Below are 19,534 nucleotides of genomic sequence, written 5' to 3'. Positions count from 1 at the left end.
GACGGTTTTCCTCTGTCTCGACAAAGGTTCTCGTGGAATGGGGATCTACATTCGAGGGATGGCCTGATTACGTCGCGCGAAGCCGTCGCAATCAGCGTAAAAGAGTCGCGTCGATATCGCGCGCTTGCGGAAATTCGCCCGAACAGCAACGGGCCCCGCCTCAGCGTTGCCCGAACCTTTCGAAGACGCAGTGCCCTCTAACTGAGGGGCGGGGGAATGCCTCCCTCAAATCAGTCAGACCAAGTCCTTGTGCAGCTACGAGACAGCGGCCTGGCCGCGGTCCCGCACCTTTTGATTTTCTTCATCGAGCTGGGTTATTTGATGTACCAGCCCCACGGTTCTTCGCTGACGAACTTGGTGACCTGCTTCGTTTCGAGATAGTTATCGAGTCCCCAGCGGCCAAGTTCGCGCCCGATACCCGATTGCTTGTACCCGCCCCACGGCGCTTCCGTGAACGTCGGTTGCGAGCAATTAATCCAGACGATACCGGCACGAAACGCGGCAGCGACACGCTCCGCCCGTGCGTCGTTCTTCGACATTACCGCGGCTGCCAGGCCGAAACGCGAGTCATTAGCGAGCTCCACGGCCTCTTCCTCAGTCTCGAACGGACGTACGCAGACAACAGGGCCAAAAATCTCTTCGACCCATGCATCGCTTTCAAGCGGAACATCCGTCAAAACCGTTGGGCGCAGATAGTAGCCCTTGTCGAACCCATCAGGACGTGTTCCACCCGCCGCGACCGTCGCACCCGCAGCCTTCGCTGCCTCGATGGCTGCAACGACCTGCTCGTGCTGGCGCTTCGAGACGAGCGGTCCGAGAAGCACACCGTCGTCCAGGCCGTTGCCAATCCTAATGCGATCCGTTTCTTCGACCAACCGCTGCAGCAACTTTTCGTAGATCCCTTTCTGCACGAGGACCCGCGAGGTAGCCGAGCAGACTTGCCCCTGGTTCCAGAAGATGCCGAACATGATCCATTCAACAGCCTTCTCGATGTCGGCATCGTCAAACACGACGAAAGGCGACTTGCCACCCAGCTCCAGGCTCACACGTTTGATGTCACGAGCAGCGGCCGCCATGATTTGCGAGCCGATCGGACCCGAGCCGGTGAAGGCGAGCTTATCCACACCCTTGTGGTCGATGATTGCCTGACCGGCTACCGAGCCAGAGCCAGTCAGAATGTTCAACACGCCCGCCGGCAGTTCAGCTTCATGTGCGATTGCTGCCAGCTCCAATGCCGTCAGCGACGTGATTTCAGCGGGCTTGAGGACGACAGTACAACCGGCTGCGAGGGCCGGCGCGACCTTCCATGCCGCCATGAGCAAGGGGTAGTTCCACGGAATGATTGCGCCCGCGACACCGATGGGTTCCTTGACGGCCTTCGAAGTGAATCGGCCGTCCGAGATTTCAATCTTCTCTTCCGGGTGGTCGTCCAGTTGCTCTGCGAGACCGGCATAGTATTCAAAGCACCCAGCCGCGTCGCCGACATCCCACATTGCTTCTGGAAACGGCTTGCCGTTATCGAGCGTTTCCAGGCGAGCGATGTCTTCCTGTCGATTGCGGATGCCTTTCGCGATCGCGCGAAGATATTTGGCGCGCTGCGCGCCGCTGAGTTTAGGCCAGCCATCCTGGTCGAACGCACGACGCGCGGCCTTGACGGCGATGTCCACGTCTTCAGCAGAGGCTGCACTGATGATCTGAAGGACTTCTTCCGTTGCCGGATTGATGACGTTGCGCGTCTCGCCGTTGACGGGCTTGACCCACTTGCCGTCGATGTAAAGGTCGTTTCGCATAATGTTTCCCTGTCGAATGTGTGAGTCGGTAAGAGATCGGTGCTGAAAACTGTTTGGCCAGCCTGTCGAAGTTGCAGCAGACGAGCGAACCATCAGAGTCGGGAGTGGATCGACGCGCTCGCGAGACAACGTCGACTGCCCGGCAATGCTCACCGAGCTTCGTCACTTAAGAGTCTGATGCGGCGCTCCCGCAGCGCACGCTGGCGTCGCGCGGAATCGTCGGCGCAATTGACGTTGACGAGAGATCGCGACGATGGATACGCCGTTCGCGTTCTTGAGGATGAGGTACTGGAACTGAGTCGTGCATTATCCGTGGGATTCGGAGCAGTATTTCACCCGCTCCCCACGGCCCGCACCGACCATGAATTGACGGGGTGCATGGAAAACCTGTCTGCTCGACCACACACAACGTGTCGAGCAGCAATTCATTCAGTAGATTCCCCCCCGTCCTGATCGCTTAATAGATCGCGTAAACCTTGCGAACCGGCTCCAAGATATCCCATCGCCCCGTCCACCCCGGCGGCAAGATAACGAGGTCACCGCCAGTGATCTCGACGACTTCACCCGTCGAGTCGTCTGTCAGATTGGCTCGGCCTGAGATGATGTAAGTGAACTCGGTGTCCGGACGATTGATAACCGGCCAGCCTCCTGGCTGGCATTCCCAAATGCCCAGGTTGCCAACTGCGTCGGGTGCAAGTTTCTTCACCGCGAGTTGGGGATCGCCGCTATCGGCTCCAGCTCTCTGGCCCGCCGCGGAAAGCTGAGCCGAAGCGATATCTGCGGCTTTGACAATGGTGAATCGGCCCACGTTCTACTCCTTTTCAATGAGCGCCAGTCAGCTTTTCCAACAGCTGTGCCGTGCGCGATGGATGGTTGGTTATCCGCTCTTCGAAATCACAGAATCCGGCCGCTGTCAGACCACCATTGATACCAAGCCATCGCAATGGCTCGTGTTCCCATGCAGGCGAGCGATGATTCACCACAGGCAGTCTGTTGATTTCGTCGTCTTGATCGAGGATCAGATTGCGCAGGATACGGCCGGCAAGATTGCTGGTTGCAACGCCATCGCCAACGTAGTTGCCAGCCCAGGCGATGCGCTTTTGCTTGTCCATGCTGACGGTGGGGCACCAGTCGCGTGCCACGCCCAGCGCTCCGCCCCAGCGATGGGTAATCTGAGCGTCTGCCAGGTCAGGAAAGAACTCGAGCAAAGCGGCGTAAATATTGGCGTGAACCTTGTCAACCAGATCGTCTTCGGGCGAGATCCTGGAGCCCAGGCGATAAGGTGCCCCGCGTCCGCCAAACACCAGCCGACCGTTCGCTGTCACCTGTCCGTAGACTCGAAGGTGGCGCATGTCGTTGAACGCAAGGCGATGGTCGAGACCCAGCCGTTGGCGCAACGCCTGCGGCAAGGGCTCCGTCGCCAGAACCAGCGAATAAAGCGGAATAACCGAGCGCCGAAACTCCGGCAACTGGCAGGAAAATGCCTCGGTCGCACGCACGACGGTTCGGGCTCTCACCTCACCCTGCAGCGTCCGTACATGTCCAGGGGCAATGCTGATGGCGGGCGATTTTTCGTAGATCCGCGCGCCCATCCGTTCCACCACCGCGGCAAGGCCTCGAACCAGCTTGCCTGGATGAATCAGCGCGCAGTGCTCGGTGTAGAGGCCGCCAAGCACATGATCGGCGCCAATCCGCGAGGAAGCTTCTGCTGCGTCCAACGCGCGCCATTGCTCCGGCAATCCGAAGCGAACCGAAGCGTCGACCGACGCCCGAATGCGATCAAACTGAGGACGGGTACGCGCGAGAGATAGAAAGCCCTGTTTGGCGTAATCCGCATCAATGCCTTCGCTGGAAAGCACGCGGCCGATTTCGTCCACTGTCTGGTTCATCGCTTGCTGCAGGTGCAGCGCGGCAGCATGCGAATACATCTCCGCAACACGTGACAACGAAATCGGGAAAATCGCGGAAGCCCACCCACCGTTGCGCCCGGAAGCGCCAAATCCGACCGTCTCCCGCTCCAGCAGCACGACCTTCAGGGAAGGTTGCGATTTGAGCAAATAGTATGCGGTCCAAAGCCCTGTATAGCCTGAGCCAATGATCGCGACATCGGCTTGTTCCGCTCCTGTCAGCGCATCGCGCGCAGGCGAGTCTTCATACCACAGTGGGCGGTTGGGAAGTTGTTTCAGATTCTGCAGGGACGGCATCCCGGTTCTCCATTCCAATCCATTTTTCAGCTCAAGTGTGCTTGTAGCGTGCGGTCGATAAGCGCGCGTGCTCGCGTATATCGACGTGTCGAACCGACCCGCGGGACGGCAGTGAGGCGGCGCCCTCTCCGAATGCGGTTCGCTCGCTTCGAGCGTCATGCCACGCGATGTTGTCGGATCACTTGATGTACCAGGCCCAGGGCTCGTCACTCACGTAGGCCGTAATCTGCTTGGTCTCGAGGTAGTTCTCAAAACCCCACCGTCCCAGTTCCCGGCCAATACCCGATTGCTTGTAGCCACCCCACGGCGCTTCCGTGAAGCCGGGCTGCGAACAGTTGATCCAGACGATGCCCGCCCGCAGCGCAGCGGCGACTCGCTCCGCACGTGCGTCGTCGCTCGTCATCAGTGCCGCCGCGAGCCCGAATCGCGTGTCGTTCGCAAGGGCGATCGCCTCCTCTTCCGAGGCAAACGCGCGCACGCAGACAACCGGGCCGAAGATCTCTTCCTTCCAGGCCTGACTGTCGAGCGGTACGTCAGTCAGTACCGTCGGTTCGACGAAATAGCCTTCGGCCAGGTGGGCCGGACGCCGACCGCCCGTCACAACGGTCGCGCCCTGCTCGCGCGCTTTCTCGATTGCGCCGACCACCCGCTCCAGTTGAATCTTCGACACCAGAGGACCGAGCAGCACACCGTCAGCCAGTCCATCACCGATCGTGATCTTCTGCGCCTCCTCAACGAGCCGCTCCAGAAACCGAGCATGAATACTCTCGTGCACGAGCACACGGGAGGTAGCCGAACACACCTGCCCCTGGTTCCAGAAGATGCCGAACATCACCCATTCGACAGCCTTCTCGATGTCGCAGTCGTCGAACACCAGAAATGGCGACTTACCGCCCAGTTCGAGACTGACCCGCTTGATCGACTTCGCGGCAGCAGCCATCAGCTTCGCACCAATCGCGCCTGAGCCGGTGAAAGCAAGCTTGTCGACCTCGGGATGATCGACAAGAGGCTGTCCAGCCTCCGAGCCAATACCGGTGATCACGTTCAGGACGCCGGGCGGAAGCTCGACTTCTTCCGCGATGGCGGCGAGCTCCAATGCAGTGAGCGACGTGGCTTCTGCAGGCTTGAGCACGATAGTGCAGCCAGCGGCCAGCGCCGGCGCGACCTTCCACGCCGCCATCAGAAGCGGATAGTTCCAGGGAATGATCGCGCCGACGACGCCCAGGGGTTCGCGAGCAACTTTTGACGTAAAGCGGGCATCCGGAAGGCAGATCGTTTCGACCCGGTTCTCGTCATATTCCTCGGCGAGACCGGCATAGAAGTCGAAGCAGCCAGCGGCGTCACCGATGTCCCATTTCGCTTCGGGCAAAGGCTTGCCATTGTCGAGCACCTCGAGTTCGGAGATCTCGTCGAGACGGTTCCGGATACGCGATGCAATCTTCCTCAAGTATTGCCCGCGCTGCGCGCCCGACATTTTCGGCCATTCGCCATTGAACGCACGCCGCGCCGCAGTCACAGCGTGATCAACGTCTTCCTCTGTGGCCGCCGAGATTTCGTGGAACACCTTGCCGGTTGCCGGATTGACGACATCCAGCTTGCCACCGAGCTTCGGTGAAACCCATTTTCCGTCAATGAAAAGACCAGTTCGCATCTTCGTTCCAACTTTACAGATTGATCGGTATAACTCTCTACCCTTCGTGCCGTATGGGCTCAACCGGGAACCGCGCGCCTCTCTAAACCCAGATCCACCCGGATCAAGCGAGCGTCAGATACTTCCTCGGGATTGCTCCCCGGAATACGCGGTCCAGGACAATCGCCAGGGCCACGATTGCGATACTTGCGCGCATCCCGAGGCCAAACTCCATCCGCGAGAGACCACGCGTGACCTCGGCTCCGAGCCCGCCTGCACCGACGAGTCCGGCGAGCACCACCATGCCCAATGAGAAGAGAACGCATTGGTTCACGCCCACCAGCAGCGTCGGCATTGCCGAGGGCAACTCGATCTTCCAGAAGATCGACCGTTTGCTGGCGCCAATGGCGTGGCCCAATTCCACACGGCTCTCGGGAATCTGACTCATTGCGAGAATGGTCAGTCTCACCATCGGCGGGATGCCATAGATGATCGTCGACAGCAACGCCGGAACGACGCCCAGTCCGAACAAGATGACCGCCGGAACCAGATACACCCAGGGCGGCAACGTCTGCATGACATCCAGCAAAGGACGAACCGCGACTTGCAGCCTTTCGCTTCGGGAAAGAACAACGCCAACAGGCAGGCCGACGACCACCGAGAACACGACTGCCAGCGCGATCACCGCGATGGTCTCGACCGTCGCGCTCCACATTCCCAGGCCGAGACAAAGCGCCAGCCCGGCGGCACAGAGCACGCCGCCCCGCCATCCGGCAACGATCAGCGAGATCAGTGCGAGTGCGCCGATGATCGCGGGCGGCGGTGCCAGTGAAAGTACGTGCACGATGGCGGAGATCAGGCTGCTGAAGAACGCCGACACCGCAACGAAACCATCGTGATGGTGGATATTCAGATACGACAGGACGGGTGCAACAACGGACCCAGGAGAAACGTGCATAAAATCCATCACTCGCTCCTTATCTCTGACCGAGCCGTTGCGAGAAACGGTCCAGTACGATGGTGACAACAACGATCGCGATGCCTGCGTTCACCGCCTTATCGATCTGGAGGGTGCGCACTGCGTCGTAGATCGCCTGACCCAGGCCGCCCGAACCTGCGATGCCGGCGATGACCACCATGCCGAAGCTCAGCATCAGGCTTTGATTGATCCCAGCAAAGATCGACGTGAGCGCCATTGGCACGCGAATCTTGAACAAATGGTCGAACACCGTCATACCCACGGCCGTTCCTAATTCCCTGAACTGGATCGGCGTCATGCGCACGCCGTGCGCGGTGAGGCGCAATGCAGGCGGGATTGCAACGATCCACGTGGCCCACATTGCGGTTGCCGGACCATAACCGAGCAGCGCGATACCTGGGAGCAGGTAGATATATGGCGGCATCGTCTGGAGAAAGTCTAGAACGACTTCAACACCCTTGATCGACCGCGAGCCCAGGCCGAGCACGATGCCCGCCGGGATCGCGACCGCAAGCGCAAGCAGCGTCGAACTGAACACGAGTGTCAACGTGCTCATGGTTTCGGCCCACAAACCCATCGCCTGACACAGCCACAGCCCGATCACAGCCGTGACGGCGAACGTGCGGCCGATGAAGCGCCAACCGCAAACTGCTGCAACCAGGATCAACATCCACCACGGCACGAACGTCAGACCCGCGTTGATACCGTTGAACGCTCCGTTGAGCGCGAAGCTCAGGCCGTTGAAGACGTTCGTGGCGTGATCGGTCAACCACGCGAGACTGTTATCTACAGCCGCATCAAAAACTTCCGTCATGCTTGCCATCGCATCACCATTCATCAATTGGTTGCAAGGGCGCCCGAACGCTCGCCTCGAACGTCGATGCCGCGCACGGCTTTCAGGATCGCTTCCCGAGACACGGTCCCGACAATGTTGCCGTGCTGGATCACGGTCAGGTTCTCGCTACCCTTGGCCAGCGACAGGTCGATCATTTCCTCCAGGTCCGAGTTGATGTCGACGCTCGCCTGCGATTGCGCAGGCTGCTGCCCGCCCGCGACCGGCTGCATGACCGAGTAGGCCTTAACCAGTTTGAGACGCGAAATCCCTTCCATGAAGCTGGCCACGTAGTCATCCACCGGCTTTAGCGCGATGTCCTCAGGCGTGCCGATCTGAACGATCTTTCCCTCTCGCATGATCGCGATCCGATCGCCAATCCGGATCGCCTCTTCGATGTCGTGCGTGATGAAGATGGTCGTTTTCTTGAGCTTGGTAGAGAGCTGCCGGAATTCGATCTGGAGCTGCTTGCGAATCAGCGGATCGAGCGCGCTGAATGGTTCGTCCATCAGCAACAGTTCAGGATTTGCCGCGAGCGCGCGTGCAATGCCGACGCGTTGCTGCATGCCACCGGACAATTCGCGCGGGTAACGATCCGCCCAACTGCCGAGCCCAACCGTGTCGAGCGCCGCCTGGCTCTTCTGCCGGCAATCGGAAGCTGACAGCCCCTGCACTTCGAGCGGAAGCATCACGTTCTGAAGGACAGTGCGGTAGGGCAGCAATGCCACTTGCTGAAACACCATGCCGATGCCGGTGGAGCGGAGCTTGCGCAATTCCGAATACGGCATCTTGCAGATGTTCTTGCCGCGTACGATCACCTCACCACTCGTCGGATCGATGAGCCGGTTGAAGTGGCGGATCAAGGTGGATTTGCCGCTTCCGGAAAGACCGATGATGCAGAACGTCTCTCCCTCGCCGATAGAAAAGGAGGCGTTAGCGACCGCGGCCACGCAGCCGAATTTCTTCAGCAATTCCTCTTTGTCGTACTGCCCGCTTCTGGCGGCTTCGAGTGCTGCCGCGCCCGGATTGCCAAAGATTTTCCAGACATCGCGACATTCGACGATGGTGGGCCGGGTGACGTGAGAAAGCTCGTTCATCATGTTCATACTTCCTTCCAGCAGTGAAAGAGATGTCGACGCGTGAGGAAGGCCGGGTTGCCACGCAATTGACGACGTTGGTCGCCCGGCCTGCCGGTCACTTACTGGAAATCGTCGCCCATTTGTCCAGAAGTACGGCGTTCTGCTTGGCCCAGTCGTCTACCGCCTGGTCCATCGTCTTTCCATCCTTGACTTCACCATTGATGCGAGTAATGTCTTCGATCGGGATGTATTCGCCCGCCAGGAGTTCGCGCAGGCGCGGATTTTCAGTTGAGAATCCTTTCTTGGCGATCCAGTAATAAGTCTGGGGCGGAGCAAAAACGTGCTTCGGATCGTTCAGGAATTTGACCTTGAATTTCTGCGTCATCCACGACGGAGTCCACAAAACAGTGACCATCGGCTGCTTGCGTTCGAGTGTCGACTGAAGCTGGGCAACCATCGCAGCCGTACTGCCATCGACGAGGGTGTAGTCCAGACCGTACTGCTTGATAGCCTCACGCGTTTCACGCATCAGCCCCGAGCCCGGTTCGATGCCAATGATCTTGCCGCCAACCTGTCCCTTGATGGAGTTCAGCTGATCGACAGAATCGATAGGCATGTAATCAGGCACAACGATGCCCTGCCGAAGACCGTGCGAGATGACCGACACCTTCTCGAGTCGCTCCTTGTTCTTCGTCCAGTAATCCGACGTGACGTAGTTGACCTGCGAAACCAGCAAATCGACGTCTCCACGCGCGAGGGCGCTGAATGCAATGCCCCACTCCGAGAAGTTGGTGACCTGAACCTTGTAGCCCTCTTTCTCGAGCAGTCGTTTGGTGATCAACGTCATCGGCGAGAGGTCTTCCCAACCCATCGTTCCGAGTTTGACCTGAGTCTTCTCCGCGGCGCCCGCCGTGCACGCGAAACAAAACAATGCTGCGAACGCAATCCGTCTCCACCACTTGTGCATGATTTGCACTCCTTTATATATGGATAATGTTTTACTTCGATATTTATTTCGCTTATTCGGGACGATAGGCCCAAAGGTCAGACCTAACGAGAGGCGAACGCCTCATTTTTTACTACAGAAAAACCGCACTGCCCTTCGTTACGGCGTGCATCAACTATAGAATCGTCGCAAAATTTTTTCAAGAAAAAAACTGGTAGATTTTTTTTGCGTAAGGGAAATTCCTAGCAGATCCTACATCTAGGACGTCGTTCCCCACTATTCGTACGGCTCAGCCAACGTGGTAAGTACATACACCATACGACACGTATTCAAGCAGGCGACGCAAGGTCTGTCTTTTGGTCGCCCTACTGTGCGGACGCGTTGCCTGGGTCAGAACTTATGCATGATTGCCCCACGTACCACCACCTGGTTACTGTTCGACGAGACGGCGGCAGCACCAGGGACGTAGGCGACGTCGAGAACTGAACCGTTCTTGTCGCCACCAGCGTGCTGATACGCTGCCTGCAGATAGACGTCAGTACGCTTGGAGAGCAAATAGTCGACCATTAGTCCGCCCTGCTGGTAGTTCGGGTGGGACTTTCCAGCCGTTGTATCGAAGTTCGTCCGCGTGTAGGTGTAAACCGCCCCCAAGGAGAAAGCCGGGGTGAACTGGTAACGGCCGTTGATTTCGAAGTTCTGGAAGCGCAGCGACGAAAGCGTGCCGGTTGCGGGCGTAATCGGGCCGACGTAGCCAGAACTGACCGGTTGGGCAATGTAGGTGTTGGTGTACACAAATCCCAGCGTCGCCGCCCCGAAGTTGTAGTTCACGCCCGCGCCGAAAATCTGGAGGCGTTGCGCGACGAAGTTTTCGTCACCCCCATTGTTGATCGCGCCGGTCGCAGTTGCGGACGGGTTGTTGGCGTGCAAATACGACGCCGCCAACAAGAGGCCACCTAGCGTGTACTGCGCCCCTACGCTGTATTGCCGGTTGTTCGCGAAGTTCGTATCGTTGCTGAAACTGTATGTGCCGCCGAACTTCAGGCCGGCAAACGTCGGACTCGTGTACTTTACTGTGTTGTTGACGCGGAAAGTGTTCGTCGCATTATCGTTATCGTACGGGTGAGCGAAGATGTAGCCTCCCCAACTTCCGGTCACGGTGGTTTGCGCAAGATAGTCGACCAGCGAATCATACTGCCGGCCAAGCGTCACACCGCCGAACTGATCGTTGACGAGACCAACGTACGCTTGGCGACCGAATCCAAGGCCGCCCTGTCCAAGCCCGCCGGTATTCACGTCAAATCCATTTTCGATTTGAAACGTCGCCTTGTAGCCGCCGCCTAAGTCCTCGGCTCCCTTGAGGCCCCATCGGCTTCCCGCGAGATACCCGCTCTGCATTTGATACGCCTGATGACCCTTGGCGTTATTAGTGAAGGTGAGACCTTCGTCGATCAGGCCATACAAGGTCACTGAACTCTGAGCCAGCGCCGGAACAGAAAAAACCAGCAAAACGGATGCTGCAATGTAATTCTTCTTCATCGCTTTCTCTCCAAACTGCCATTGTTTAGTTTCAATTTACTAACACGTCGCTGCCCTGTGATGACCGCACTCGCCACGCGTTAAAACGCTTCATGCTCACGGCACGGATTGCTCCAGTTAACCCTTACGATCGTTCGCGCTTTCATCAGTAGTACTACATTCCCGATTTGATTCAGGTCTACGGTACCTACGTCGTCGGCCTGGCGAGATGGAAGGCCCCTGCGTTCCAGCGCGTTCCACCCGAGGTCTGACGACGCCAACCATCAATCACCACGGATCAGGTTGCGCCACTATAGGAACACCGTAAAATTTCTGCAATAAAAATTTACCCCTATTCTTTTTTTACCAAGAAATTGAGGTGCAACCGTTTTTCGATGTAAGCAGGAGAATAGGGCGCCCTTTTGGGAGGCAAGCGGCAGCGCGTTGGGCCGCACGGGTCGGCCAGGCGAGGGGGAGGAGAGAAAGCAGATGACGGTAGCCTGACCGCGTGAGCAGCGGAGTCAGGCTGTTCGAGGCCGTAATGTTGTGTTGGCGAGTCGCCGCCCGGGTGCGGCGGCCCGGCGGCCCAGTGCGACGGAAGATTGTGAAAACTTCGGGAGCCTAAAGGCGCACCACGGAAACAGATTCGCCAGCAAGTGTCCGCAAGAAAGCGCCAGCTCCAAAGGTAATCAACGCGTCAATAACCGACGCGGAAGACTCGACCCGTATCGGGGCCTTCGACACAACGCAGATATGCGAGTCCCACGCGCTGGGAACTGACTGGCTCAAATCCGACAAAGTAATCCCCGAACACTGGCACGGACTCCTCCAAGATGGTCGGACTAACCAAATTTATGCGGATGCTTCGCGGCAGTTCGAGGGCCGCGCTCATCACAAAGCCCTGAAGCGCGAGGTTCACACACGACGCGTTGCTACCCTCGCGAACCGGCTCATGTGCGCTGATCCCGCTTGTGAGCGTGAACGATCCACCATCGTTCAACCAGGGCTGGGCCGCAAGCACGACGTTGATTTGCCCCATCAACTTGTCTCGCAGGCCCAGATCGAATTGCTCGGGAGTAGTCTCGGTCAACGGTCCAAAATGAACTCGTCCGGTCGTGGTGACCACGCCGTCAACCTTCCCAATCGTTTCGAAAAGTTTGCGCACGCTTTCGATGTTCGTTGCGTCGACACGATACGCACCGCGAGTTGAACCAACTTCGACGACGTCGTGGCGAGCGCTCAACGACGAGACGACAGCACGCCCGATCGTGCCGGTTGCTCCAATCACAACAATCTTGCCCATTCCGGCTCCTAAATAGATTTTGTACAACTAATCGAACATAAAACGCCTTGCTCAAGTTCGATCTGACTTCATCGAATGGTGTGTCTCGAGTCAATCCGCGTTCGCTTGAGATCGGCGTCAATAGGTAGGCGGAGAGATTATCCAGACAACGACAGCTTCGACCTCTCCACGATTCGCCCAACGGAATTCCTCGCGGGCTATCCGGAAGCTGTCCCCTGCCGCTACTTCGAAATGGTGACCGCCGATCCAGATGTCTAACTGGCCTCTAACGACGTAACCTTCCTCCTCCGTGTCGCGTGTCGTTGGTTCAACCAGAGACGCGCCTGCGGCAAACGTGCTGAGGAAAGACTCGAATGCCCCGCCGATGTTCGGGGAAAGCAGTTCTTCGACAAGGCCATCCGTCGCGCTTCCCAAACGTCGTCGAGCAGTCGCCCGCACAATGCGTCCGACCTCCTCAGTCGGCTTCGTATCCGACATGAAGAACCATCCGAGCGGAACACCGAGATTTTGAGCGACCCGTCGGAGATCAGAGATCGAAATCTCCGCCCGTCCGCGTTCCAACTGACTAATAAAGCTGATCGAACGACCGGTCGCCAGGGCCAGTTCCGCCAGCGTTTTCGATCGCGCCTTGCGAAGCTTGCGGATCTCGTTCCCGAGCGCAAACCGGTCCAGAGCAATATCGTCAATCGCGGACATGTCCCCGTTATCGCGCGCGAGCTCCATCATTTCAATCCCCGCTTCGTTGCTTGAAAAAAAACTTCCTCAAAATTTACCACAAAAAAAATCCGACGTCTTTTTCTGAGAGCGGAAAGCACTTTCCTTTAGCACCAATCTGGTGCGGCGACATCCTCGGATGTTTTAAGGACCGTCAGAAGCCGCGGGGCTCAGCCGTCGTTCGCTACTACCCATTCGCCCTGCTCTGTCCGAATCTCCGTCCACAACTCCGGCGGTCGACCCCTCGCAAGCATTGCTGCCTCAAAGTATGTTGGCTTCCCTGTATCGTTAGAAAAATGACGCAGCCCTTCTGATCCACCATTCGTCGGCCGCTTTCAGGACTCGAAGCGCCTCTCGGACGTCGATCATTTGGCGTGAATCAACGACCTATATTTAGTGGACTGGCCCTGCGACACGGGCAGTCACCAGGCCCGCCGGCGAAATAGTCGTCGTCAGTCACCCGCAATGACACACATCCTCGCTGAGTCCGGGCAAGGCTGGGGCTTAGTCGGCAAAGTCCGACGCCGATCTTGCGCTCATCTTTTCGTTCTTCGTTTTCTCTTAAAAAGATCAAGTCGGCAAGCCGTTCATTTGCAATGACACGATATAAGGGTCACAACACTCGTTGTCGGATTTGACGAGTGCTAGTTAAGAATTATCTGTGCAACGATATATCGTTTCAGTTCGCGCTATGCCGGTCGCTCATGGCATCTGCCAGCACGCGCAACAGCTGTTCAATGACTGAGCCGACGTTCAACCCATGCTTTTTTGACCTTCTGCCTGTTCCCTCCTTTCGACCGACGCGCGACTTGGGGCACTAACCGGCCATGAATTACGCCGCTCGGCACATTATCTAAGTGCGAGCTTTCGGCCCTCGCCATTTTTCTGGCGGCTGCATTACGAACTGCTCGCATTCTCGACGGACTGGATTCGGCCGTGGGCACGCGCCGCGCGGAGGGCCGGGCCGCCCCGCGCATGGACTTCAACCGTTCTTGAAGTGTTTGAGGGGTCGCTTCGAGCGCGTCGAGCTTGCCCTTGGGCCGCCCGGTCTGATGACGAGCGTCGCCCTATTGCTCAAGTAAGCGCCTCAAAGTGCGCCGATGCTCGGCCTCTCGCTTCTCTGCCCGTTTGGCGGTGTCCGCCTGGGGCGGGAGCGACGATGCCAAGATGTCGAAAATCTTCCACGATGGAGCCACCCGAATCATGCCGTCGCTCATCGTAGGCAACTGGCCCATTCTGCGGCGCGCCTCGAATTGAGCACGGCTGATTTCTTGCGTGGCGGAGGGCGGTGACGCGCATGGGAGCGTCTCTTGTTTAGCGTCGAACCGACGGCGCAACGACCCGAAGCAACGAATCGCGACCTACTGTTATTGACCGAAGGCGGCGTTCGCCTCTGAAGCGCCAGCGACCCATGTTGCATGGGACAAGTTGAGATCGACGTCGCCAAGGAAGCATCTAAACATCATATTCGGACGGTCTGCGCGCTGCCCCTCTCCATGCTGACGGCGCAGCGCATCGCGTATTAAGCGATCAGACTCAGATCCGCACGACAAAGTGCTTCGTCATCGTCTCGACGACTTCCCAAGTGCCCTTCAGCCCCTTGCGGCAGACGAAGCCGTCACCTGCTTTCAGTTCGACGGCTTCGCGCCCTTCCTCCCGGATGATGCAGCGCCCAGCAATGATGTGGCAAAACTCCCACACGGGGTAATCCATCGCGAAGGTACCCTCGGTCGCTTCCCAGATTCCCGCAAGAAACCCCTGTTCCCTGCTGCCTTCGTTGACCCAGGTCCGGGTCTGCGGATCGCCCTGAACTGTTCCGGCGAAGAACGGTGCGTTGATCTTCGGTTCGACGGAAGCAGCGTCGAGAATCACCAGGTTCGACACGTTATCTTTCATGCTCTGACCTCATCAATAAGTATGGGTTGGTTTGGTTGCTCAGTGGAAAAGCTTTCGGAAGCCCGACTTGAAATCGCGCGCCACTTCGAACGCTGCATTGCGACCCGGCGCACCCGTGACGCCGCCGCCCGGATGCGTCCCCGACCCGCAGTTGTAGAGTTTCTTGATTGGCGTTCTGTAGTCCGCATAGCCCGGCGCGGGGCGCATGGAGAAAAGCTGGTCGAGGTGGAGCGCACCGTGGAAAATGTCGCCGCCGATCATGCCGAGATCACGTTCGATATCCAACGGTGACTTTATCTGCCGCGCGACGATTGCGCGTCTGAAATTGGGCGCGAACTTCGTGTAATGACCGATGATGTGATCCGCGATCTCGTCCTTGATGTCATCCCAGGAACGACCATCGGATTGATGCGGGTGGAAGTACTGGCAAAACATGCTTGCGACGTGCTGCCCCGGCGGTGCCAACGTGCTGTCCTGAATCGACGGAATCTGCAATTCGATGATCGGTTCCTTCGAATAGGCGCCGTGCTTGGCGTCGTCGTAGGCTTGCTCGAGGTACTGCAGCGACGGCGCGATCACTACGGATGCCGCCCGATAGCTCGCCGGATCATTACCAGGCGCACAGGTGAAATCGGGCAATTCGCTCAGGGCCACATTCATACGGAACACACCCGATATGCAACGCCATGTCTCCATGCGGCGGTGAAAATCCTCAGGTTGGGCGGCTCTGTCGACCAGTTTCGTGAACAGCAGCCGTGGATTGAGGTTCGACACAACCGATGCCGCACGAATCACCTGGCCATCGTCGAGCCTTACTCCGACCGCACGGTCCTGCTCAAGCAGCACCTCCGTCACGCCTTTGCCCGTCACCATCTTCACGCCGAGCTCGCCGGCGGAGCTCGCGATAGCTTGGGTGATCGCTCCCATGCCGCCAATGGCCTGCCCCCATTGGCCCTTCTTTCCGTTCAGTTCCCCGAAAACGTGGTGCAGCAACACATACGCCGAACCCGCCGAGTACGGACTTTGCATGTTTCCCACTGCGGCGCTGTAGCCATACAAGCCCTTGATCGCATCGTCATTGAAGAGCGTGTTCAGGTAGTCGCCCACGCTCATTGTCATGAGCTTGACCAATTCGGCCCGGCCCTGCATGTCGAGCTTCCTGAGCTTGCTTCCAGTTGATAGCGCTCGGACGATCGAACCAAAATCCCCTTGCAGATTTGGCGGTGTTTCAAGAACCAGGGAGCGCAATACGTCGGCCGCCAGCGCGAGCCGTCGATTAAGCTCTTTGAACGCCGCGCCGTCGCCTTTCGAACGGGCATCGAGTGCGAGTGCCGACTGCTCAGGGTCTGCGGACAGCGCGAGGAATCCGCCATCAGCCATCGGGCTGAACCGCTTCCACCCGTTCACGCTTAGCGGGATCAGCTTAAGTCCATGACGATGGAGTTCCAGTTCCGCTATCACGCGCGGATTCAGGAGGCTCACGGCGTACGAATACACCGAGTTGCGAAACCCCGGCGCGAACTCTTCGGTCAGGGCTGCGCCGCCCACAACCGCGCGCTTTTCGACCACGCAGACCTTCAAGCCCTGGCGCGCCAGGTAGGCACTGCAAACCAGCCCGTTGTGCCCGCCGCCAATGACGACGACATCGTATTGCTCATCCTTTTTCACTATCGATGACCCTCAAACGTTGATACCGGCATGCAACGGCTTCGATGCCTACTGGATGCGCCAGGACCCTCTGGCCTTAAAACTTATGACGGATCGCGACGCGAGCCATCATTTGCCGATTCGTGGATGACGGACCGGCCGTATCCGGATTGGACGCCACTTCCAGCCCGGTTCCCGTCGCGGCACTTGCGTCCGCAACCTGAATATAGGCCGCCTGCGCGTAAACGTCCGTACGCTTGGAGAGCAGGTAGTCAGCCATCAACCCAAACTGGTGATACTTCGGTTTCGTACTCTGACCTGTGCTACCCGCATAGGTCATCTGCGTGTACGTGTACATGCCGCCGACGAAGAACGCCGGCGTGAACTGATAGCGCGCGTTGATCTCGAAATTATTGAAGCGCAAATCCGATGCTGTCCCGAGTGCCGCATTGCCTGCCAAATTCGCGTACTGCGTGGCGGTCGGCTGGTTGAGGTCCGTTCGCGTGTAGGCGAAGCCCAGCGTCGTTGCGCCGATCGTGTAGTTGATCCCCGCGCCATAAATGCGTTGCCTACGCGCGGTCCAGCTGCCGTCGCCACTCCCGTTTGGCCCGATCGATACCGCGCCTGCCGTATTCGCGTTGGGATTGTCGATATTGAGGTATGCGGCGGCAACCGTGAGCGGGCCGTTGCTATATTGCGCGCCCGCACTCACCGCACGATTCAGACCGAAGTTCGTATCATTGCTGAAGGCATACATACCCCCGAAAGAAAACCCGTGGTAGTCGATGCTCGCGTACTTCACCGCATTGTTTATGCGAAACGTATCATCGGTATTGTCGTTGTCGTAGGGATGGGAGAACATGCCGCCGCCCCAGCTACCGTTAGCCGTGAGCGCCGTCAGATAGTCTGTTACGGAATCGTACTGACGCCCAAACGTGAACGTGCCGTACTGGTTGCTCGCCAGACCGACATAGGCCTGCCGTCCGAACCCGCGCCCTTGCTGACCAAGCCGCCCGTTGTTCACATTGAAGCCGGATTCGAGCTTGAAGACCGCCGCGAGGCCGCCGCCCAGATCTTCTGATCCACGCAGGCCCCACCGGCTTCCTTGCACATCGCCGCTCGAAAGCGCGTAAAGCGGATGACCACCGACATTGTTCGTATAGTTGAAGCCTTCATCGATCAGCCCGAAGAGCGTCACGCTGCTTTGAGCGAACGCAGTTCCCGCCGTCAACGATATTGTCGACATACCCGCCATGAACACCCACTTCTTCATTTTCTGTCTCCTGAAAAGGAGAGTTGCATTTTTTTCGTTTTCCTAAATAGTCCCACCTGCAAAATTCGGATTGCTTCGCGGACGCCTCCGGGTGCTCGATCGGGTGCCCTTGCACTTTCCGAACTCAGGCAGTTGTACGAGGTGCGAGCAAGGTTTCTCGCGAGACTTTGTGGAGGCTGCGCAGCCACTCGAGAACAAAAAATACGGGCGCAAGCCCCAGGCGAACAATAGCGCGCAACAACCAGCGAAGGTTATAGCCCACCGCGCATAGCACCGTATGTAAGGCGTCGCCGGTTTGCCCTTTGAGCCAGCAACGCTGCATGCCGTGGTCCTGCTTCACATGCCCGATGATCGGTTCTATCGCTTGGCGGCGTTTTAACCATCGTCGTTGTGTACTGCTTAGCGACTTGTGTTTACCTCGGTGAATCAACTGTACCGGCGCGAGATCGGCATCCACACCGCGATACCCGAGGTCCGCCAGCACGGTCTTCGGCTTTGACACGCCCGGCAGATCCTGAAGCAAGATGGTTGTTTGTTCAAGTTGTCCGGCCAAGGTATGTCCGTCATAAGGGTTGCCCACAAACGAGCGTGCACCGACAATGAGGCCTTGCTTCTCCGTGATTGCGAGACTCACCTTGACGCCAAACTCATACGGCTGGCGAGCCTTGCCTTTCGAGATGCACTCCACTTCTGGCGCGTGAAGCGCATAGAGCTTGTGCTTATCCTTCGCACGCTGGCGGCAGATACGCCAGGCGCGCTCAAGCCAGATGTGCAAGGATGCCTGCTGCTCAGTAGAGGTGCCCGATAACTTTCTCTCGATGTCACGCAGCAATCGTCCGAGTATCGTGCGCTGACGCTTGAGCACCCGGCGCAGTCGCTTGAACTGTTTCGCATGCGCATAGCCACCGGCGCGGCGACGCAATTGTTTCCCCTCTCGCTCGTATGTCTGCTTCAGTGTCAGTCCGGCACGTTGCGCGAGCCTTGCGAGCTTGCCTCGTGCAACCTCTAGCAAACGGCTGTCAGTCGGATAGGCAATCGCTTTCTGTTGGACCGTCGTATCGACAATCACCCGCTCGAACTCGGCCGGCCTCACTGCTTTCATTTGCACGGCCGCTGCAATTGTCGTCGCCAGCAACTCCTCGACACCGGCTTCGCCCAGCGCCTGCCGAAAGCGCACGAGGTTGGTCGGATCGCACGGCATGTGCGGCTGAAAATACTCCTCGCCGCAGAAAAACTGGAAGTACACGTCTTGTGCCCAGCGCTCACAAACCGAATCATCACTTTCGTTGTACGCGTGCTTCAGGTAGAGCAGCCCGACCATTAGCCGGATCGACAGGCGCGGACGCCCGGCAGCGCTGAGGCCCGCACCTGCCAGTTTCGGTGCCATGCCGAATAGATCAATCTCCGCGCTGGTCCGGCCTTCGCGAGCACGTCGCTCGAAGATTGGTGTCAACGTCGCTTCTATCGACGTCCATGGCATCCGATTGGCCAATACCGCCAGCGGATGCCGCAAATCAATCATCGCGTCCAGGCGGCTGCGGAAGAAATCCGGCGTGCTCATCGGCGCTTCTCACTCCCAGAAGATAGGCCAATTTCATATTGAAACTGGGAGTTTCGCAACCCCTTATGTGCACCTATTCGCACGCTGCGCTTGGCTTCGCGCGATTCTGCAAGACCGACTAAATACATTATTCGGGACCGAGACGAGTTGAGTCCCGCGCCACTA

General features: G+C 58.2%; 15 protein-coding genes. All 15 read right to left on the bottom strand.

Annotated features, from left to right (window positions below; genetic code table 11):
• Window positions 1-314: 314 nt before the first annotated feature.
• Window positions 315-1,790, bottom strand: coding sequence for an aldehyde dehydrogenase family protein (locus AWB79_RS30920; RefSeq protein WP_061171248.1), 1,476 nt, complete (start codon window positions 1,788-1,790; stop codon window positions 315-317).
• Between the two features lie 457 nt (window positions 1,791-2,247).
• The gene (locus tag AWB79_RS30915) at window positions 2,248-2,598 is read right to left on the bottom strand and encodes a cupin domain-containing protein (protein ID WP_061171247.1); all 351 of its coding nucleotides are present in this window, start codon (window positions 2,596-2,598) and stop codon (window positions 2,248-2,250) included.
• A gap of 13 nt (window positions 2,599-2,611) precedes the next feature.
• Window positions 2,612-3,994 carry an NAD(P)/FAD-dependent oxidoreductase gene (locus AWB79_RS30910; protein WP_061171246.1) on the bottom strand — a complete coding sequence of 461 codons (1,383 nt, stop codon included), beginning with the start codon at window positions 3,992-3,994 and terminating at the stop codon, window positions 2,612-2,614.
• Between the two features lie 178 nt (window positions 3,995-4,172).
• Window positions 4,173-5,645 carry an aldehyde dehydrogenase family protein gene (locus AWB79_RS30905; protein ID WP_061171245.1) on the bottom strand — a complete coding sequence of 491 codons (1,473 nt, stop codon included), beginning with the start codon at window positions 5,643-5,645 and terminating at the stop codon, window positions 4,173-4,175.
• A 103-nt stretch (window positions 5,646-5,748) separates the two neighbouring features.
• The gene (locus AWB79_RS30900) at window positions 5,749-6,591 is read right to left on the bottom strand and encodes an ABC transporter permease (RefSeq protein WP_061171244.1); all 843 of its coding nucleotides are present in this window, start codon (window positions 6,589-6,591) and stop codon (window positions 5,749-5,751) included.
• A gap of 10 nt (window positions 6,592-6,601) precedes the next feature.
• Window positions 6,602-7,441, bottom strand: coding sequence for an ABC transporter permease (locus AWB79_RS30895; protein ID WP_232471072.1), 840 nt, complete (start codon window positions 7,439-7,441; stop codon window positions 6,602-6,604).
• Window positions 7,441-8,541, bottom strand: a complete 1,101-nt coding sequence (locus tag AWB79_RS30890) for a quaternary amine ABC transporter ATP-binding protein (protein ID WP_198399131.1) — start codon at window positions 8,539-8,541, stop codon at window positions 7,441-7,443. The genes AWB79_RS30895 and AWB79_RS30890 overlap by 1 nt, the downstream gene beginning before the upstream one ends.
• Window positions 8,542-8,629: 88 nt before the next feature.
• Window positions 8,630-9,481, bottom strand: a complete 852-nt coding sequence (locus AWB79_RS30885; RefSeq protein ID WP_061171274.1) for a glycine betaine ABC transporter substrate-binding protein — start codon at window positions 9,479-9,481, stop codon at window positions 8,630-8,632.
• Window positions 9,482-9,850: 369 nt separating this feature from the next.
• Window positions 9,851-10,996, bottom strand: coding sequence for a porin (locus AWB79_RS30880; protein WP_061171243.1), 1,146 nt, complete (start codon window positions 10,994-10,996; stop codon window positions 9,851-9,853).
• Window positions 10,997-11,672: 676 nt separating this feature from the next.
• Window positions 11,673-12,278 carry a short chain dehydrogenase gene (locus AWB79_RS30875; RefSeq protein ID WP_061171242.1) on the bottom strand — a complete coding sequence of 202 codons (606 nt, stop codon included), beginning with the start codon at window positions 12,276-12,278 and terminating at the stop codon, window positions 11,673-11,675.
• A 117-nt stretch (window positions 12,279-12,395) separates the two neighbouring features.
• Window positions 12,396-13,004: a helix-turn-helix domain-containing protein gene (locus AWB79_RS30870; protein ID WP_082862522.1), complete on the bottom strand. Its 609-nt coding sequence runs from the start codon at window positions 13,002-13,004 to the stop codon at window positions 12,396-12,398.
• Window positions 13,005-14,528: 1,524 nt separating this feature from the next.
• On the bottom strand, window positions 14,529-14,888 hold the full coding sequence (locus tag AWB79_RS30865; RefSeq protein ID WP_061171241.1) for a cupin domain-containing protein: 360 nt from the start codon (window positions 14,886-14,888) through the stop codon (window positions 14,529-14,531).
• A 39-nt stretch (window positions 14,889-14,927) separates the two neighbouring features.
• Entirely contained in the window at window positions 14,928-16,556 is a 1,629-nt protein-coding gene (locus tag AWB79_RS30860) for a phytoene desaturase family protein (RefSeq protein ID WP_061171240.1), read from the bottom strand.
• Between the two features lie 76 nt (window positions 16,557-16,632).
• A complete protein-coding gene (locus tag AWB79_RS30855; protein WP_061171239.1) occupies window positions 16,633-17,808 on the bottom strand; it encodes a porin in 1,176 nt (391 codons plus the stop codon).
• Between the two features lie 124 nt (window positions 17,809-17,932).
• The gene (locus AWB79_RS30850) at window positions 17,933-19,369 is read right to left on the bottom strand and encodes an IS5 family transposase (protein ID WP_082862521.1); all 1,437 of its coding nucleotides are present in this window, start codon (window positions 19,367-19,369) and stop codon (window positions 17,933-17,935) included.
• Window positions 19,370-19,534: the final 165 nt, after the last annotated feature.

This window comes from Caballeronia hypogeia (assembly GCF_001544875.2).
Classification (GTDB): Bacteria; Pseudomonadota; Gammaproteobacteria; order Burkholderiales; family Burkholderiaceae; genus Caballeronia; species Caballeronia hypogeia.
This window is presented reverse-complemented; position numbering and strand designations above follow the sequence as displayed.

Coding starts and splice junctions, on each gene's coding strand:
- AWB79_RS30895 (WP_232471072.1), bottom strand. CDS start 7,441: ATGAATGGTGATGCGATGGCAAGCATGACGGAAGTTTTTGATGCGGCT.
- AWB79_RS30890 (WP_198399131.1), bottom strand. CDS start 8,541: ATGAACATGATGAACGAGCTTTCTCACGTCACCCGGCCCACCATCGTC.
- AWB79_RS30920 (WP_061171248.1), bottom strand. CDS start 1,790: ATGCGAAACGACCTTTACATCGACGGCAAGTGGGTCAAGCCCGTCAAC.
- AWB79_RS30855 (WP_061171239.1), bottom strand. CDS start 17,808: ATGAAGAAGTGGGTGTTCATGGCGGGTATGTCGACAATATCGTTGACG.
- AWB79_RS30850 (WP_082862521.1), bottom strand. CDS start 19,369: ATGAGCACGCCGGATTTCTTCCGCAGCCGCCTGGACGCGATGATTGAT.
- AWB79_RS30875 (WP_061171242.1), bottom strand. CDS start 12,278: ATGGGCAAGATTGTTGTGATTGGAGCAACCGGCACGATCGGGCGTGCT.
- AWB79_RS30905 (WP_061171245.1), bottom strand. CDS start 5,645: ATGCGAACTGGTCTTTTCATTGACGGAAAATGGGTTTCACCGAAGCTC.
- AWB79_RS30865 (WP_061171241.1), bottom strand. CDS start 14,888: ATGAAAGATAACGTGTCGAACCTGGTGATTCTCGACGCTGCTTCCGTC.
- AWB79_RS30885 (WP_061171274.1), bottom strand. CDS start 9,481: ATGCACAAGTGGTGGAGACGGATTGCGTTCGCAGCATTGTTTTGTTTC.
- AWB79_RS30910 (WP_061171246.1), bottom strand. CDS start 3,994: ATGCCGTCCCTGCAGAATCTGAAACAACTTCCCAACCGCCCACTGTGG.
- AWB79_RS30870 (WP_082862522.1), bottom strand. CDS start 13,004: ATGATGGAGCTCGCGCGCGATAACGGGGACATGTCCGCGATTGACGAT.
- AWB79_RS30900 (WP_061171244.1), bottom strand. CDS start 6,591: ATGGATTTTATGCACGTTTCTCCTGGGTCCGTTGTTGCACCCGTCCTG.
- AWB79_RS30880 (WP_061171243.1), bottom strand. CDS start 10,996: ATGAAGAAGAATTACATTGCAGCATCCGTTTTGCTGGTTTTTTCTGTT.